This is a genomic window from Phenylobacterium sp. (assembly GCF_031425575.1).
Lineage (GTDB): Bacteria > Pseudomonadota > Alphaproteobacteria > Caulobacterales > Caulobacteraceae > Phenylobacterium.
In genome coordinates this window covers 1-16266 of sequence record NZ_JANPJP010000346.1, presented here as the reverse complement: position 1 = coordinate 16266, position 16266 = coordinate 1, and the positions used below count along the sequence as shown (strand labels likewise).

The window sequence follows — 16266 nt, the reverse complement described above, 5'->3', positions numbered from 1 at the left end:
CCATGACCGAGACTCTCCCCGACGGCCCGGCCGAACCCGCGACCCTTCGCGAGCTGATGAAGCGGCGCGACTACGTGCTGTTCTGGATCGGCCGCGTCGGGGCGACCCTGGGAGTGCAGATTCAGAGCGTCGCGCTGGGCTGGCAGATGTACGCCGTGGCCCGCGAAACCATGGATGTGAAGCAGTCGGCCTTCTATGTCGGCATGATCGGCCTTGCCGCCTTCATCCCGGTCCTGCTGCTGTCGCCGATCGCGGGCGAGACCGCCGACCGCCACGACCGGCGCAAGGTGCTGCTGCTCTGCTACACGGGCGAGATCGCCACCGCAGTCACCCTGGCCCTGGCCTCGATCTACGATTTCGCCAGCATCCCGCTGCTGCTGATCCTCTCGGCCCTGTTCGGCGCGAGCCGGGCCTTCATGGGCCCCTCGGCCACCGCGCTGGCCCCCATGCTGGTGCCGCGCAGCCTGCTGCCCCGGGCCATCGCGCTGAATTCCCTGGCCTGGCAAGGCGGCTCCATCGTCGGCCCGGCCATCGGCGGCCTGCTGCTGGCCCACTCCACCGGCCTCTCCTACTCCGTCACCACGGTCCTCTACGCCCTGTCGTTCGTCTGCGTCTTCATGATCCGGGCGGTGACCAAGCCCATCGTCCAGGCGGGCTCCCGCTGGGCACTGATCAAGGAGGGGCTGGTCTATACCTGGACCAACAAGATCGTCTTCGGCGCCATATCGCTGGACATGTTCGCCGTGCTCCTGGGCGGAGCCACAGCCCTGCTTCCAGTCTTCGCCCGCGATGTGCTGCATGTCGGGCCCGAGGGCTTTGGCCTGCTGCGGGCCGGCCCCGCCATCGGCGCCACCCTGGTGGCGGTGGTCCTGGCGGCCCGGCCGATCCGCCAGCATGCGGGGCTCACCATGTTCGCCGGCGTGGCGGTGTTCGGCATGGCCACCATCGTCTTTGGGCTCTCAAAGTCCCTGCCGCTCTCGGTGGCGGCCCTGGCTGTCCTGGGGGGCGCGGACATGCTTAGCGTCTATGTCCGCCAGACCCTGGTTCAGATCGTGACCCCCGACCACATGCGCGGCCGGGTGGCCGCCGTGTCGTCCCTGTTCATCGGGGCGTCCAACGAACTGGGGGAATTCGAGAGCGGCGTTGTCGCCCGGTTCTTCGGTCCCGTGGGCGCGGCGGTTTTCGGCGGCGTTGGCGCGTTGATCGTGACCGGCGTCTGGGCGAAACTGTTTCCAGCCTTGCGCAAGGCCGACAGGCTCGAATAACAGTCTGCGAATTATATTTCAGGGAGATTGGTTCATGGGTGCTCTTTCAGGCAAAGTTGTTCTTGTTACGGGCGGCGGCAACGGTATCGGCCGCGATTGCGCTCTGATCGCCGCGCAGGAAGGCGCCAAGGTCGTCGTCAACGATCTGGGTGGCAGCCTGAAGGGCGAAGACGAAGGTTCGGCCGGTCCGGCTGAAACCGTCGCCGCCGAAATCCGCGCCGCGGGCGGTGAAGCGGTTTCCAACTCCGACAGCGTCACCGACCTCGACGCCGTCTACGGCATGGTCGAGCAGGCCAAGAAGGAATTCGGCGGTCTGCACGCCGTGATCAATCCCGCCGGCATCCTGCGCGACGTGATGTTCCACAAGATGACCGAAGCCGAGTGGGACGCCGTCATCGCCGTCCACATGCGCGGCTCGTTCAACGTGGCCCGCGCCACCATCGAGCTGTTCCGCGAGCAGAACGACGGCGCCTACATGTTCTTCACCTCGACCTCGGGCCTGCTGGGCAACATCGGCCAGGCCAACTACGGCGCGGCCAAGATGGGCATCGCCGGTCTGTCGCGGATCATCGCCATGGAAGGCGCCCGCAACAACGTGCGTTCCAACTGCGTGGCCCCGGTCGCCTGGACCCGCATGACCCAGTCGGTGCCGGTGAAGGATGAAGCCGCCGCCGCCCGCCGGGCCGTGATGGCCGAGAAGATCCGCGCCGACCAGCCGGCCCGTTTCTCCGTCGCCATGATCACCCCGGCCGCCGCCAGCGTCTCGGGCCAGATCTTCGGCTCCTCGGGCGAAACCATCACCCTCTACTCGCAGCCGCGGCCCATCGAGACCGTGACCAAGGAAGAGGGCTGGACCGTCGACAGCATCATCAAGGAAGCCATTCCCGCGATGGCGCCGAAGTTCTTCCCCGTGCAGCGCCCGGCTCCGGCCCCGGCGCCCGCCGCCTAAGAACCGACCTTTCGACACGACGATCAGGACCCCGGTCGAAAGGCCGGGGTCTTTTTCATGCCTGCTGTAGGGCGCGCCACTGGTCCCGGGTCAGCTCCCAGTAGATGGAGCGGCGGATGGAGCCGTCGGGCCGCACGCTCTCGCGCTCCCCCATGCGGATGAAGCCCGCCCCGTCGATGGCGGCGGCGGAACGGACATTGTCCAGGGCCGCGGTCAGGCCGATCAGCCGCACGCCAAGCACCTCAAAGATCGCACCGACGGAATTGGCGACGCCCTGCCGCCCGCGGCCGGTGTTCTGGCGGTCGGCCCGCGCCGCACCCGCCAGCTCCGCTGAGGACCGTTCGGGCCAGACGGTGATGCGGGAATAGCCGCCGATCCCGCCCGCGTCGTCAGGGGTCACCAGCAGGATGCATTCGCCGCGCTGGCGCAGGGCCTCGCTACCTTCCACCCAAAGGGCCACGTTCTCCGGAGTGAAGGGTCGGGGCAGGTCGTAGATCGGGTCGGACACGCGGGGATCGGAGAGCAGCTCCACCAGTCCGGCCACGTGCTGCGGTCCAGCCACCCGGTCGGCGGCGAAGCTGCGGACAGCCTGACGGATCGCGGCCTCCTCCTGCGGCGAGGCGGTCAGGACCGTCTTCGGCGGCGCGCTCATGGCGTCCTCCCTGCTGGGCTCTTGCTGGCCCGGAACTTGCTTAACCTTAACCGCAAGACCGGAGTTTCGCATGTCCATTTCAGCTCTCGGCGCCTCTGTGATCGGCGCGCTGCTGCCCAAGGCGGCCGACGCGATCAGCAAGTCCGTCAACGCGGCCGACACCGCCGCCGTCAAGGCCTCGGAGTCGAAGACCAAGACCCAGGCCACCCTCGACGCCATACGCGAGAAGGGAATCTACCAGTGGGCGCAGGAGGTGAAGGCCGAGAAGCTGAAGGAGAAGCTGCGCGCCGAGATCCTGGAATCGCGCGGCACGAGCGAGGGCGATCTCGCCAAACTGGATCCCAGGCAGCGGGCCTCGGCAGAGTCGTCCATCGCGGAAGAACTTGCCCGGCGGATCAAGGAAGCCATGCTGGAAATGCTCGAGAACCAGGCCAAGGCCGATCCCGAGGGCAAGCAGGCCGGCCCCTCGATCATCGACATCAAGGTCTAGCTCCGCGCGAGCCGTGTCAGCGCCTCGTCGGTCAGGCGTCGCACCGTCCATTCCGTCTGCGCCCCGGCGCCCAGCCCGTCATAGAAGGCGATGGCGGGCGCGTTCCAGTTGAGCACCGCCCATTCCAGCCGCGCCAGGCCCTGGGCCTCGCAACGCTGGGCCAGGGCCCGCAGCAGCGCCTTGCCCGCCCCCAGGCCGCGGGCCTCCGGGATCACGAACAGGTCCTCCAGATAGATCCCGTGCCGGCCACGGAAGGTCGAGTAGTTGTAGAACCAGATGGCGAAGCCCACCGGCGCCCCGTCCTGCTCGGCGATGTCGCAGAACAGGCGCGGGGTCTCGCCGAACAGGTGCCCGGCGAGATCGGCCTCTGTGGCCTCCACCTCGTGCAGCAGCCTCTCGTAGTCGGCCAGGGCGCGGATGAAACCCATGATGACAGCGGTGTCAGCAGCGACAGCGGGGCGGACAGTGACGGCCATGGCGGCTAGGCTTTCTTCTGGCTTGGCGAGGAGCGCATGGCGGTCTCACCCGAATTTCTCGACTACATCCTGGAGCAGTTGCAGCCCCTGGGCGGCGTCACTCAACGCCGCATGTTCGGCGGGGTGGGCTTGTCGCGCCACGACCTGTTCTTCGCCCTGATCGCCCAAGACACCCTTTACCTCAAGGTGGACGACGCCAACCGGGCCGAATTCGAGGCGGCCGAATGCGAGCCCTTCAAGCCGTTCGGGGGCGACAAGGCGATGAGCTACTGGTCTGCGCCCCTCGACGCCCTGGAAGACCCCGAGGTCCTGGCCGCCTGGGCTGGCAAGGGCATCGAGGCGGCCGCACGGGCGAAGGCGAAGCCGAAGCGCTGACCTTTCCTCCCCCATTCATGGGGGAGGAAAGAAGGATCAGCCAATCACCACACCGGGCGGCGGCGCGGAGTCCGCCGGCACGAAGAAGTCGGGCATCAGGCGGGTGGTGGGATCGACGCGGTACTTGTCGAAGTCGCGCTCGCCTTCCGCGTAGAGGAAGCTGTCGTCGATCAGGAAGTTGCCGGTGAAGTCGCGGGCCGGCTTCTCGAAGATCGCGTGGGCGGCGTCGGCCATGATCTCGACCGTGCGGCACGACTTCATGCCCTCCTCGCCGGCGAGCGCGAACTGGATGGCCGCCGTGGCGATGCCGGTGCGGGGCCAGAGCGCGTTGAAGGCGATGCTGTCGGCCTTGAACTCCGACGCCATGCCCAGGACGCACATGCTCATGCCGAACTTGGCCATGGTGTAGGCCACGTGGCCCTCGAACCAGCGCGGGCTCATGTCCAGCGGCGGCGACAGCATCAGGACGTGCGGATTGGCGGCGTTCTTCAGGTGCGGGATGCAGGCCTTGGAGGTCAGGTAGCTCCCGCGCGCATTGACCTGGTTCATCAGGTCGTAGCGCTTCATGTCGGTCTGCAGGGTGCCGGTGAGCTGGATGGCCGAGGCGTTGTTGACGCAGATGTCGATCCCGCCGAAGGCCGCCACGGTCTTTTCCACCGCCTCATAGACGCTGGCCTCGTCGCGCACGTCGACGATCAGCGGCAGGGCCTTGCCGCCCGCCGCCTCGATCTCCTTGGCGGCGGAATAGATGGTGCCGGGCAGATGCTTGTGCGGCTCGGCGGTCTTGGCGGCGATAGCGATGTTGGCGCCGTCGCGAGCGGCGCGCAGGGCGATGGCCAGGCCGATGCCGCGGCTGGCGCCGGTGACGAAGAGGGTCTTGCCTTGCAGGCTCATAGTTTCACTCCGGTGGTCTGTTCAGACAGGGCCCAGAGGCGCTCGGCGCTTTCGGGGTCAAGGGCGTGGGGCATGACCCCGGCGTTGGGCCCTTCACCCCAGGGCAGGGCCTGGGCCAGGTTTTCCAGGTAAAGGCCGCCGACGCCTTCCAGTTCGTCGCCGATCGCGGCCCAGACACTAGTGGAGGCGCCCTGGGCGGGGGTCTTGAACCCTTCCCGGACCACGCCGTCCTCATTCATCCAGCCCATGGCGATCATTTCCTCGCGGGGCAGGTGCCGCTGCAGCGGTGTCATGATCCCGCCCGGCATGACCGCGTTGGCGGTGATTCCCAGGTCTGCGAAGCGCTTGTGGTAGCCGACCGCGAACAGGGAATTGGCGGTCTTGGACTGACCGTAGGATTCCCACTTGTCATAGGGCCGGGTGCGGTAGTGCGGGTCGTCCCAGTTGATATCGCTGCGGCGGTGACCGATGGAGGACAGCGAGACCAGGCGCGCGGCGCGCCCCTCCTCAGCCCCGTTCATCAGCGCCCGGGCGAGCCCGATCCCGAGCAGGAAGTGGCCGAAGTGGTTGACGCCGATCTGCATCTCCAGATCGTTGGCGGTGTAGCTCTGCGGGCAGGCCATGACGCCGGCGTTGTTGATCAGAATGTTGAGGGGCGTATCGCCCCAGGCGCTGACAAAGCCGGCCACCGAGGCGAGGTCGGACAGGTCCAGGGCGCCGACCTTGACCCGGTCCTCGCCGAGGTCGGCGTTAATCCCGGCGGCGGCGGTCTCACCGGCCTGGCGGTTACGCACCGCGATGGTGACCTCGGCGCCCGCCGCGGCGAGCGCGCGGGCGGTCTCGACGCCGATGCCGGTGGCCGCCCCGGTGATCACCACCGTGCGGCCGGTGAGGTCATGGTCCTCAGCGATGACGGCGGCGTCGGTGAAGGGCGAGAGGCCGGCGGTTATGCGGGCCATCTCAGCCGACCTTGGCGAAGTCAGGCGCGCGCTTCTCGGCGAAGGCGGCGAAGGCCTCCTTGGCTTCCGGCGACTTGAGCTGGGCGGCGAAGTGGCGGCCCTCCTCGTCCATGCGGTCGGCGATGGCTGCGCCATCGCGCATCAGCGACTTGGTGATGACCACGGCGGCGGGCGGACGGGCGGCCACGGCGTCGGCGGCGGCCTTCGCCCGGGCGCGAAGCTGGTCGGTGGGAACCGCCGCATTGGCGATGCCCCAGTCGACCGCCTTCTTCGCATCCACGGCCTCACCCAGCACGAACATCGAGAAGGCCCGCGCATGGCCGATCCGGGCCGGCAGGGTGAGGCTCGACGCCGCCTCCGGCACCAGGGCCAGGTTGACGAAGGGCGTGGTCAGCAGGGCGTCCTCGGAGATGTAGACGAGGTCGCAATGCAGCAGCATCGTCACCCCGACGCCGACGGCGCGGCCGTTCACGGCGGCCACCAGCGGGGTCTTGGCCCGCGCCAGGGCGGCCAACAGCGGATTGCCGCCACGCCGCGCCTCATTGGCGCTGGAATCCCCGGCGTTGACCGCGGCGAAGTCGGACAGGTCGTTGCCGGCGGTGAACATGTCGCCATTGGCCTGGATCAGGACACAGCGGACGTCTTTGTCGAACTCGGCCTGGTCGATGGCGTCGCCGAGCGCTTGGTACATGTCGCGGGTGAGCGCGTTCTTCTTCTCGGGCCGGTTCAGGGTCAGGGTCAGGACGCCGCCCGACTTCTCGCTCAAGACATGTTCGCTCATTGTCAGCTCCCTTAATTTCTTACGTCGTATATTAGGCCACCGCGCCGGATGCGATAGCACAGCGCGGCGATTTCTTTGCGCCCCTGCGTCGCCCGACCCCGCTCAAAGGGAGAGACCAGAGATGCTCGAGGACAGCCGCTTCGAATCCATCCGGCATGGCCCGCCACTCCGACCCGTGTTCCGTCATTGTCGCGCCACAGGTGGTCTCTAATCAAACCGCAATACGGTCATGCGCGGCTCAGTTCAGACGCCGTTCACGCCAAACTTGATTTGAGGGACGCAGGGGCGCTTAAGTCCGCCCAGAGGAACTACCCCAGGAGAGATCAGGACCATGAGGTCATTTGGAATCGGGCTTGCCGCGGCCCTGTTTGTCGCGGTGACGGCGCCCGCCGCCGTCGTTATGGCGGCCAAGAAGCCGGTCGAGGAAGTCACCGCCGCGTCCCGCACCCAGGGCATGGCCGAGGCTCCGGCCATCGCGAAATCCGCTGGCATCGCCTGCCAGGTCACCGACGCCCGCTTTGTCGGCAAGATGAGCGACAAGAAGGCGAAGACGGAAACCAGCTATTATGAGATCGATTGCGACAAGGGCCTCGGCTTCATCCTGTCGAACGTGACCGGCGCCACGCCGACCGCCTTCACCTGTGTGGAAGCCAACAGCCCGCAGCCGGACGGTAAGCCTTCGACCCTGCCCTGCAAGCTGCCGGGCAACGCCGATCCCAAGTCCGACCTGGCCGGCTACATCGCCAAGGCCGGCATCGCCTGCACCCCAGATCAGGTGCGCGGCATCGGCCAGAGCGCCACGACCACCTTCCTCGAAGTCTCCTGCGCCGCTGGCGACGGCTACGTGCTGAAGACCAGCGCCCCGGCTGACGAGAGCAAGAAGGTCGAGGCCGACAACTGCCTCCTCTATGACGACAGCACCAGCAACATCAAATGCACGCTGCACGACAAGGCCCACCGCATGGCCGTGATCGACACCCTGGTGGTCCAGTCCAAGAACGGCTGCACCATCAAGGACCGCCGCTATGCCGGCGTGTCTCAGGCGGGCGCGATGTTCTACGAGACCTCCTGCACCGACGGTAAGGGCTATCTCTACAAGGTGGAAAAGGGCCAGCTGGCCCAGACCTACCCCTGCGAGAAGGCCTCCATGGTTATGGGCGGCTGCGAGCTGACCGACGCCAAGGAAGCTGAAACCGCCCAGGCCGGCCTCTACACAAAGCTGGCCAAGTCGGCGGCCTTCGACTGCGAAGTCTCCAAGTACGCCCCCTTCCCCTCGCCCGCCGGTCTGGACGTGGTGGAGATGGCCTGCACGAACGGCGCCGGTGGCGTCGGCGTGTTCGGCGGCCCCGGCGTGAAGCCGCAGGTCTATGACTGCGCCCGCGCTCCGGTGGCCGGCTACCGCTGCTCCTTCACCAAGGCGGACGCGTCCTTCCCGCTGGTGACGGCCGACCTGAAGAAGATGGGCAAGAACGACTGCGCCGTCTCGGCCACCCGCTTCATCGGCAAGACCGCCAAGGGCACCGGCTATCTCGAAGTCGCCTGCGCTGACGGTTTGAAGGGTTACATCGTGGAATACACCCCGAGCCCGATGTCCGTCGTGGGCGTCATCGGCTGCGCCTTCTCGAAGGACTGCAAGCTGCCCGGCAACGTCTAAGGTTTCAGACGTCCGAAGAAGATCGAGGCCCGTGGGTTCGTCCCGCGGGCCTTTTTCTTTGGATCAGATCGCGGCTTCAATGAACTTTGGGCCCGGCTCGGACATGGCCCGGGCGAAGGCGGTCTCGAACTGTTCGGCGGTCTCGCAGCGGACGGCGGGAAGCCCCATGCCCTTGGCCATGGAGACCCAGTCGATCTTGGGATCCCCGAGGTCCAGCAGCTTGGACGCCGAGGGTCCGGGATTGCCCGAGCCCGTGCGGCCCATCTCGATATTGAGGATGCGATAGGAGTGGTTGGCGAAGACCACGACGGTGACGTGGAGGTTCTCCCGCGCCATCGTCCACAGGCTCTGGACGGTATACATGGCCGAGCCGTCCCCATTCAGCGACACGACCTTGCGCCCCGGTGAGGCCACGGCCGCCCCGATGGCCAGCGGCATGCCGATGCCGATGGCACCGCCGGTGAGCGCCAGGACATCGTGCGGGCGGGCGGTCATGCAGGGGACGGCTACGCCGCCGCCGGAGGTCACCGAGTCGTCGCAGATGATCGCGCCCTCGGGCAGGTGGCGGGCGATGGACATCCCGGCGCTCTGCGGGGTCATGCCGCCGGTGGGGGCGTGCTCCGGCAGCTTCAACGGCTGGCTCGGACCGGCGGCGGGTGCGCCCAGGGCGTCGGCCAGGGCTGCGAGGGCGGCCACCGTGTCGGTCTCCCGGTCGGCCAGGGTGAGCGTGGCGCAGCCCTCCGGAACCAGGACGCTGGGCCGGTCGGGATAGGCGAAGAAGGCCACCGGCATGGTGGTGCCGGCATAGACCATCAGGTCCGTCCCCTCGAGGTCGGCTAGGGCCGCCTCGCCGAAATACTGCATGCGGGCGGGCGCGAAGATCCCGGCGCCGCGCGGCTGGCGAGCCACGAAGGTGTCGGCCATGACCCGGACGCCAGCGGCCTGCAAGCGCGCGGCCTGAACCAGGGCCTCGGCGCGTACGGCGCGGCCGCCCACCAGAACCACCGGCTTGGCGGCGGCCTTGATGGCCTTGGTCACCGCCTCGACATTGGCGGCGTCGGGCGCCGCGAGTTTGGGCCGGGTGGCAAGTGCCTTGGAGACCTTGGTCTCCAGCCACGCGGAGTCGGCGGGCAGGATGAAGCTGACCGGACCCCCGGGCGGACCATAGCTGGCCGTGATCGCCTCCGCGGCGGTGGCGGCGACGGTGTCGGGGCTGTCGGCCGACTTCACCCAGACGGAATTGGCCGCGACGATGGAGGCGATGTCGGAGTTCAGCGGCGCGTCGTACTGCCGGTGATAGGTGGCGTGGTCGCCGATCACATTGACGATGGGGGTATAGGCGCGGCGCGCGTTGTGCAGGTTGGCCAGGCCGTTGCCGTAGCCGGGCCCCAGGTGCAGCAGGGTGCAGGCCGGCGTGTCGCTCATGCGGCCATAGCCGTCGGCCGCGCCGGTGGCCACGCCTTCGAAAAGGCAGAGCACCGGGCGCATCTTCGGTTGTCGGTCGAGGGCGGCGACGAACTGCATCTCGCTGGTGCCGGGATTGGCGAAACAGGCAGTGACGCCGTTGTCCACGAGCGTCTCGATCAGGGCGTCAGCGCCGTTCATGTCAGAACACCATCACGTCGGAGGAAGGGGGGGCGGCGAAGAGTTTCGCCACGGTCTGCGCCCGGCGCGAGCGCGCCAGGGCCTGGGCGATATAGCCCTTGTCGGTGATCTCGCCCGCCCCGGCGTCGGGCGGACCGTCCAGCACCAGGGCCCGCGTGATGCGCCCCCCGGCGCCCTTGGCCCGGGCGTTGAAGGCCTCCAGGCCCAGCCGCACGGCGGCGGCGACGGCCTCGGGGGCGAGGTCAGGATTGGGGTAGAACATCAGGCCTACGCCTTCCTGGTTCTCGCCGCAGACCACCGCGTCGGTGACCGCGTCGCCCACGGCCGACACCGCGGCCACCCGCAGATCTCCGACCGTGACGAAGGTGCCGCTGGCCAGCTTGAAGTTCTCTGAGAGGCGGCCGTCGAAGACCATGCCCTGGGTCGGATCGGCGGGGTCAACGAAGCGCGCCGCGTCGCCGAGCAGGTAGAAGCCCTCATCGTCGCGGCTCTGCGCCGTGAGGTCGGGGCGGCCGAGATAGCCCAGGGTGATCTGGGGCCCTTTCACCCGGAACTCCAGCTTGTCGCCGCTAGGCGCCAGCTTCACCGTCGTGCCCGGCACCGGCAGGCCGATCAGGCCCATGCGGCCGTTGTGCCAGTGGACGGTGGCCGCCGTCGGCCCGGTCTCGGTGGCGCCGTAGCCGCTGGCGAAGGAGATGCGCTCGCCCACGGTGCGGACGGCGACGGCCTGGATGCGGTCGTTGATCTCCTGGCCCAGGGCCGCGCCGCCGTACTGCAGCAGGCGGACCCGGGAGAAGAAGGTTCGCGCCAGGTCGTCGTCCCGCTCCAGCTCGCCGGCGAACAGCATCCAGCCGGCCGGCACCATGTTCTGGTAGGTGGGCGCGATGTCTTTGAGGTTGCGCACGGTCTCGGCGAAGCGCCCGGCCACCGGCTGGCCGGCATCGATATAGACCGCCCCGCCCCGGTGGGTGGACATGTGCAGGATGGAATTGGCGCCCAGGCTGTGGCTCCAGGGGGCCGAATTGACCATCACCGGCGGCTCGTCGTCCTCGAAGCAGGCGCGGATCTGGGCGGAGTTCCAGGCCATGCCGCGATGGGTGCAGATCACCGCCTTGGGCAGGCCGGTGGAGCCGGAGGTCAGAAGGTACTTGGCGTGGTCGTCGGGTCTAGCGGTGGGCGCGGTGGGCTGAGACTTGAGCAGGCGATCCAGCGGCACATCGCCGGGCCGGGGGTTCTTGCCGGCGATCACCGGCAGGCCGGCCAGGAACGGCGCCTCCAGGGCGGCGATGAAGAGCTCGGCGTCCTCGGTATAGATGGCGGCAGGGTTGAGCACCTCCACCGCGTGGGCCAGTCGCGAGAGGTTGGCGCCCGGCAGTCCGTATTGCGGCGAGACCGGCGCCACGGGCATGCCCTGGCTCATGGCCGCGTACTTGATCAGGGCGTGGTCAACCCCGTTGCGGGCCAGGATCAGCAGGGGCCGCTCACTGACCACCCCCAGCTCGCACAGGCCCCCGGCGATGGCGCTGACCGACCCCAGGGCCTCGGCGTAGGAGATGGTCCGCCATCCGTCGCCCGACCGCTCAGCCAGCCAGATGGCCGATGGGGTCTTGGCAGCCCAGTGGGCCAGGGCTTCCGTGGTCGTCGAGAAGACAGTGGAATAGGGCGTCGGGTTGGTGACGATGATCTCGCCATTCTCCCGGTGCTCGATCTCGACGCGGCGCGGAGCGAAGCGGGCGTCGCGGAAAGGGGCGGTGGCGATATTCAGCTCGGCGTCCATACCCTAGGCTTATCGCTCCCGGTGCGCCGATGGAAAGCGTGAACCTTCAGGTCAGGGCCGCGAGGCGCCGCTCCAGATAGAGCCGCTCGGCCGGAGCGGGTCCGAGCGCAAGCGCCGCGCGGTAGGCGGCGGCCGCGTCCTCCGTCAGGCCGGCGCGGTCGCAGAGCCCGGCGCGCGCCGCCTGATAGGGCAGCCAGTTGGTCAGGCGTCCGCCGCCCGGAACCGCGTCCAGGGCGGCCAGTCCCTCAGCCGCGCCCCGCGCCTCCCCCACAGCCACGGCGCGGTTGACCGCCGTCACGGCGTCGGGCCGGAACAGGGTCAGGGCGTCATAGAGGCCGACGATGGCCGCCCAGGGGGTGACACCGTTGTCCCGGCGCGACAGATGCAGGCCGTGGATCGCCGCCAGCAGTTGGCGCGGTCCGGTCGCCCCGAGGTCGGCGGCGGCGTCCAGCAGCCGCGCGCCCTCGCCGATCAGGTCGCCGCGCCAGAGGGTCATGTCCTGCTCGGCTGGCGGGACCATGGCGCCCGTCTGGTCCAGCCTGGCCGGGCGCCGCGCCTCGGCGAAGCGCACCAGGGCGGCGAGGCCGAGCACCTCGCCCTCATGCGGGATCAGCTCGGCCAGCAGGCCCGACAGCCGCAGCACCTCCTGCGCGAAGCTCGCGCCGTCGGCGACCAGAGCGGCGTCCTCATAGGCCTGGGCATAGGCGATTTCCAGGGTGGCCAGCACCGCCTCCAGCCGCTCGGGCCACATCTCGCGGCTGGGGACCTCGAAGGGCACGCCGGCGTCGCGGATCTTGCGCTTGGCCCGGGTGATCCTCTGCAGCATGGCGGGTTCGGCCGTGAGGAAGGCGCGCGCCAGCCGTTGCGTCGACAGCCCGCAGACCACCTTGAGCGTCAGAGCCGCGCGGGCGTCGGCGGCGATGGCCGGATGGCAGCAGACGAAGATCAGCCGCAGGCGCTCGTCGGGGATGGGATCACGCGCTGCGATGACCTCGTCCTCCGGCGTGGGCGCAGGCTCCGGGTCGTCAGGCGTCAGCCTCTGGCGAACCGCCGACCGGCGCTTGGCGTCCATCGCCCTGCGCCAGGCCGCCCGCCACAGCCAGGCGGCGGGGTCGCGGGGAGCCTGCGCGCGCCAGGCAGGCACCGCCGCGGCGCTGGCCTCGGCGAAGGCCTCCTCGGCCAGGTCGAGGTCGCGCAGGCGGACGGCCAGGGCGGCCACGACGCGAGGCCGCGCGTCGGAGATCGCGCGCCCCAGGTCCATGGATCAGTAGGTCGCCACCGGCCGCACCTCGCACGAGCCGCCGGGTCGGATCGGGACCTGACGGGCCCAAGCGATCGCCGCGTCCAGGTCCGCCGCCTCGATGAGGTAATACCCGCCCAGGTGCTCGCGGGTCTCGGCGAAGGGGCCGTCGTGCAGGGTCTGGCCGGTGACCGAGGTCCGCACCGTGGTGGCTGTGGCCACCGGCTGCAGGCCCGCCCCGGCCTGCATCGCGCCCGCCTCGCCCATGGCCTTGGCGAGCGCCATGTGCCTGGCCGCCACGTCCATCAGGCTGGCCTGGCCCTCAGGGCCCTGATTGAGATCCTCGGGTTCGTAGACCAGAAGCATGTACTGCATCGAACTCTCCTTTCAGCGTGTCGTGTGGTGGAGAGACGCGCCGCGCGGGGCGGATTCGACAGCAGCCTGGAGAAAAGTCTAGCCGCCGAGGGTTTCCGAGAACCGCACCGGCTCGCCCAGACTGGGGGCGACCACCTCGTCGTCGCGCATCACCACTCGGCCGCGGATGATGGTGGCCATGGGCCAGCCGGTGGCCTCGAAGCCGTCGAAGGGGGTCCAGCCGACGCGGCTGGCCATGTCCTCGTGCTTGATGGTGCGGCGGGCCTTGAGGTCGACAATGGTGAAGTCGGCGTCGTTCCCGACGGCCAGGCGGCCCTTATCAGCCATGCCGAACAGGCGGTTGGCGCCGTGGCTGGTGAGGTCGACGAAGCGCTCCAAGGACAGGCGCCCGTTCGCCACGTGGGTCAGCATCACCGGCACCAGGGTCTGAACCCCGGGCATGCCGGAGGGCGAGGCTGGATAGGGACGGGCCTTTTCCTCCTTGGTGTGGGGCGCGTGGTCGGAGCCCAGCACGTCGGCGACCCCGGCGGCCAAGGCGTCCCACAGGCCGTCCTGGTGATACTTGTTGCGGATCGGCGGGTTCATCTGGGCGTAGCCCTTCAGCCGCTCATAGGCCTCAGGCGCCGTCAGGGTCAGGTGCTGGGGCGTGACCTCGACACTGGCTACGTCCTTGTTGGCGGCCAGGAAGATCATCTCCTCCTTGGTGGTGACGTGCAGGACATGGATACGCTTGCCCAGCGCCTTGGCGATCCGCACCAGGCGGTGGGTGGACTCCAGGGCCGAGGCCGCGTCGCGGACCTCCTCGTGGCTGGTCCAGTCGCCGGTGCGGGCGAGCGGCCGGCGCTCAGCCAGGCGGTACTCGTCCTCGGAGTGGAAGGCGGCGCGGCGGTTCACGTGGCGCAGCACCTGCTCGATGCCCGCGTCGTCCTGCACCAGCAGGCTGCCGGTGGAGGCGCCCATGAACACCTTGATCCCGCAGCAGCCGGGCAGACGCTCCAGCTCGCCGAGGAAGACCGCGTTCTCGTGGGTGCCGCCGACATAGAAGGCGTGGTCGCAGTGCATGCGATGCCGGGCCCGCACCAGCTTGTCGGCCAGGGAGTCGGGATCGGTGGTGGTGGGCTCGGTGTTCGGCATCTCGAACACGGCTACGACCCCGCCCAGGACGGCGGCGCGGGACCCGCTCTCCAGGTCCTCCTTCCACTCCAGGCCAGGCTCGCGGAAGTGAACCTGGGTGTCGATCACGCCCGGCAGGACCGCCAGCCCCTTGGCGTCGAACACCTCGCCCGCCGAGGCCTGGGAAAGGTCGCCGATGGCGACGATCTTGCCGCCTCGAACGCCGACGTCGGAGAGGCCGCGGCCGGCGTGGTTCACCACTTCGCCGCCCCGGATGATCAGGTCGTAGGTCTCGCTCATCTTGTCCCGGTTGTCTTGGCAAGGAGGTCGCGCGCCGCAGTGACCACGGTGTCGACGGGGAGGTCCATCATGTGACAGAGCGCCTGCTGGAAGCCAGGGTCAACCGCCGCGATGGTGGCGAAATCCCGGGGTCCGCGCACGACGCGGGTGTTGGGTCCCCAGGGGCCGTAGAGGCTCTCGTCCGACGGCCCGAACAGGCCAACCGTCGGCGCCCCGGCCGCGGCGGCGATGTGCATCAGGCCCGAATCGTTGCCGATGAACAGGCGCGCATGTTTCAGGCAGGCGTGGGCGGTAAGCAGGTCCACCTTCCCCACCAGGTCGATGAACCGGCTCTTGGGGACCACGTTACGCAGGGACTGTGTCGCCTGGGCGTCCTCGGGTCCGCCCAGCACCATCAGCCGCGCCCCGGCCAGCGGGCCGTCGTCCCCCAGCAGCTGGATGGCGGTCTGGGCGAAGCGCTCGATGGGCCAGGTCTTGCCCACCCAGTTGGCGGACGGCGCCAAGGCCAGGATCGGCCCCTCGCCGGCGGTCAGCTCGGCGGCCATCTCCTCGGTCTCGGGGGAGGTGTAGAGGTAGGGGGCGGGGGGATCGTCCTCGATCTGCAGGACGCGTGCGGCCTCCACCACCTTGTGCATCGGGGTCGGCGGCCGCTTGAACACAGCCCGGCGGTCGCGCTTGAGGAAGCCGGAGATGGCCGAGCCACGCAGGTCCACCACCAGGCCCCAGTGGCGCTTGCGGACCTGACGCCACAGCCGGAACCAATGGCGGCCGTCCTTGGCCTTCTCGAAGACGATGATCTCCTCGAGGTTCGGTACGTCGAGGAACAGCGGCGCGGCCACGGGGCCGGCGACGATGGTGAACTTCGCGCTCGGGATTTCGGACAGCAGTTTGCGGATGAGCCCGGACGAGAGCACGGCGTCGCCAATCCGCGTGGCGGTGATGAACAGAATCGGGAAGGACCCGGGGGTCATCGTCCCTGTATAGGCGTCCCGGCGCTGGCGCTCCACCCGTGCCATCCCTAACTTCCATCCATGACGACCGACCATTCCTACGCCGTCCTGAAGAGCCGCGCCCTTATCTCCCTCGGCGGCGAGGACTGGCGCGACTTCCTCCAGGGCCTGATCACCCAGGATGTGGCAACGCTTCAACCCGGTGAACTGCGCTTCGGAGCTCTGTTGACCCCGCAAGGACGGCTTTTGTTCGACCTGTTCGTGGTGGGGCGCGAGGACGGCGCGTTGCTAGACGTGGAAGCCGAGCATCGAGCCGCGCTGACGATGCGCCTGACCATGTACCGGCTGCGGGCCAAGGTCACGATCGCAGCGGACGAGGCGCCCGTATTGGTGCTGTTTGGCGGGCAGGAT

The 16266-nt window shown here is 68.9% G+C and carries 17 protein-coding genes; 6 read left to right on the top strand and 11 right to left on the bottom strand.

Going from position 1 to position 16266, the window contains the following annotated elements:
* The first annotated feature begins 2 nt into the window (after positions 1-2).
* Both RMO97_RS19030 and RMO97_RS19025 read left to right on the top strand, forming a co-directional pair.
* Complete coding sequence (locus RMO97_RS19030) at positions 3-1265, top strand: MFS transporter (protein WP_310542581.1); 1263 nt, start codon at positions 3-5, stop codon at positions 1263-1265.
* Positions 1266-1299: 34 nt separating this feature from the next.
* On the top strand, positions 1300-2214 hold the full coding sequence (locus RMO97_RS19025; protein ID WP_310542580.1) for an SDR family NAD(P)-dependent oxidoreductase: 915 nt from the start codon (positions 1300-1302) through the stop codon (positions 2212-2214).
* Between the two features lie 55 nt (positions 2215-2269).
* Here the strand turns inward: RMO97_RS19025 and RMO97_RS19020 are convergent, their stop codons facing one another.
* On the bottom strand, positions 2270-2866 hold the full coding sequence (locus RMO97_RS19020) for a GNAT family protein (protein WP_310542579.1): 597 nt from the start codon (positions 2864-2866) through the stop codon (positions 2270-2272).
* Positions 2867-2936: 70 nt separating this feature from the next.
* On the opposite strand from RMO97_RS19020, the gene RMO97_RS19015 reads away from it, so the two are divergent.
* The gene (locus tag RMO97_RS19015; protein ID WP_310542578.1) at positions 2937-3356 is read left to right on the top strand and encodes a hypothetical protein; all 420 of its coding nucleotides are present in this window, start codon (positions 2937-2939) and stop codon (positions 3354-3356) included.
* Here the strand turns inward: RMO97_RS19015 and RMO97_RS19010 are convergent.
* Positions 3353-3832: a GNAT family N-acetyltransferase gene (locus tag RMO97_RS19010; RefSeq protein WP_310542577.1), complete on the bottom strand. Its 480-nt coding sequence runs from the start codon at positions 3830-3832 to the stop codon at positions 3353-3355. The genes RMO97_RS19015 and RMO97_RS19010 overlap by 4 nt on opposite strands.
* Positions 3833-3868: 36 nt before the next feature.
* On the opposite strand from RMO97_RS19010, the gene RMO97_RS19005 reads away from it, so the two are divergent.
* Entirely contained in the window at positions 3869-4207 is a 339-nt protein-coding gene (locus tag RMO97_RS19005; protein ID WP_310542576.1) for a TfoX/Sxy family protein, read from the top strand.
* 36 nt (positions 4208-4243) lie between these two features.
* Here RMO97_RS19005 and RMO97_RS19000 read toward each other — a convergent pair whose 3' ends face one another.
* From RMO97_RS19000 to RMO97_RS18990, 3 genes are read right to left on the bottom strand one after another with little or no spacing between them, the layout of a single operon-like run.
* A complete protein-coding gene (locus tag RMO97_RS19000) occupies positions 4244-5101 on the bottom strand; it encodes an NAD(P)-dependent oxidoreductase (RefSeq protein WP_310542575.1) in 858 nt (285 codons plus the stop codon).
* Positions 5098-6060: an oxidoreductase gene (locus RMO97_RS18995; RefSeq protein WP_310542574.1), complete on the bottom strand. Its 963-nt coding sequence runs from the start codon at positions 6058-6060 to the stop codon at positions 5098-5100. Before RMO97_RS18995 ends, RMO97_RS19000 begins: the two co-directional genes overlap by 4 nt.
* Before the next feature lies 1 nt (position 6061).
* The gene (locus RMO97_RS18990; protein ID WP_310542573.1) at positions 6062-6841 is read right to left on the bottom strand and encodes an enoyl-CoA hydratase-related protein; all 780 of its coding nucleotides are present in this window, start codon (positions 6839-6841) and stop codon (positions 6062-6064) included.
* Between the two features lie 331 nt (positions 6842-7172).
* Between RMO97_RS18990 and RMO97_RS18985 the strand changes: the two genes are divergently transcribed.
* Positions 7173-8495, top strand: a complete 1323-nt coding sequence (locus RMO97_RS18985) for a hypothetical protein (RefSeq protein ID WP_310542572.1) — start codon at positions 7173-7175, stop codon at positions 8493-8495.
* 63 nt (positions 8496-8558) lie between these two features.
* On the opposite strand, the gene RMO97_RS18980 is transcribed toward RMO97_RS18985, so the two are convergent.
* The 6 genes from RMO97_RS18980 to RMO97_RS18955 all read right to left on the bottom strand — a co-directional run bounded on the left by RMO97_RS18980 (position 8559) and on the right by RMO97_RS18955 (position 15921).
* Positions 8559-10100 carry an acetolactate synthase large subunit gene (locus tag RMO97_RS18980; protein WP_310542571.1) on the bottom strand — a complete coding sequence of 514 codons (1542 nt, stop codon included), beginning with the start codon at positions 10098-10100 and terminating at the stop codon, positions 8559-8561.
* 1 nt (position 10101) lies between these two features.
* Entirely contained in the window at positions 10102-11877 is a 1776-nt protein-coding gene (locus RMO97_RS18975) for a feruloyl-CoA synthase (RefSeq protein ID WP_310542570.1), read from the bottom strand.
* Between the two features lie 46 nt (positions 11878-11923).
* Positions 11924-13138 carry a DUF6596 domain-containing protein gene (locus RMO97_RS18970; RefSeq protein ID WP_310542569.1) on the bottom strand — a complete coding sequence of 405 codons (1215 nt, stop codon included), beginning with the start codon at positions 13136-13138 and terminating at the stop codon, positions 11924-11926.
* A 3-nt stretch (positions 13139-13141) separates the two neighbouring features.
* Positions 13142-13492, bottom strand: coding sequence for a YciI family protein (locus RMO97_RS18965; protein ID WP_310542568.1), 351 nt, complete (start codon positions 13490-13492; stop codon positions 13142-13144).
* A 78-nt stretch (positions 13493-13570) separates the two neighbouring features.
* Positions 13571-14905 carry a dihydroorotase gene (locus RMO97_RS18960; RefSeq protein WP_310542567.1) on the bottom strand — a complete coding sequence of 445 codons (1335 nt, stop codon included), beginning with the start codon at positions 14903-14905 and terminating at the stop codon, positions 13571-13573.
* A complete protein-coding gene (locus tag RMO97_RS18955) occupies positions 14902-15921 on the bottom strand; it encodes a glycosyltransferase family 9 protein (RefSeq protein WP_310542566.1) in 1020 nt (339 codons plus the stop codon). The genes RMO97_RS18960 and RMO97_RS18955 overlap by 4 nt, the downstream gene beginning before the upstream one ends.
* A 15-nt stretch (positions 15922-15936) precedes the next feature.
* Between RMO97_RS18955 and RMO97_RS18950 the strand changes: the two genes are divergently transcribed.
* Positions 15937-16266, top strand: a 330-nt coding sequence (locus RMO97_RS18950) for a YgfZ/GcvT domain-containing protein (protein ID WP_409035340.1), incomplete at its 3' end; no start/stop codon positions are given.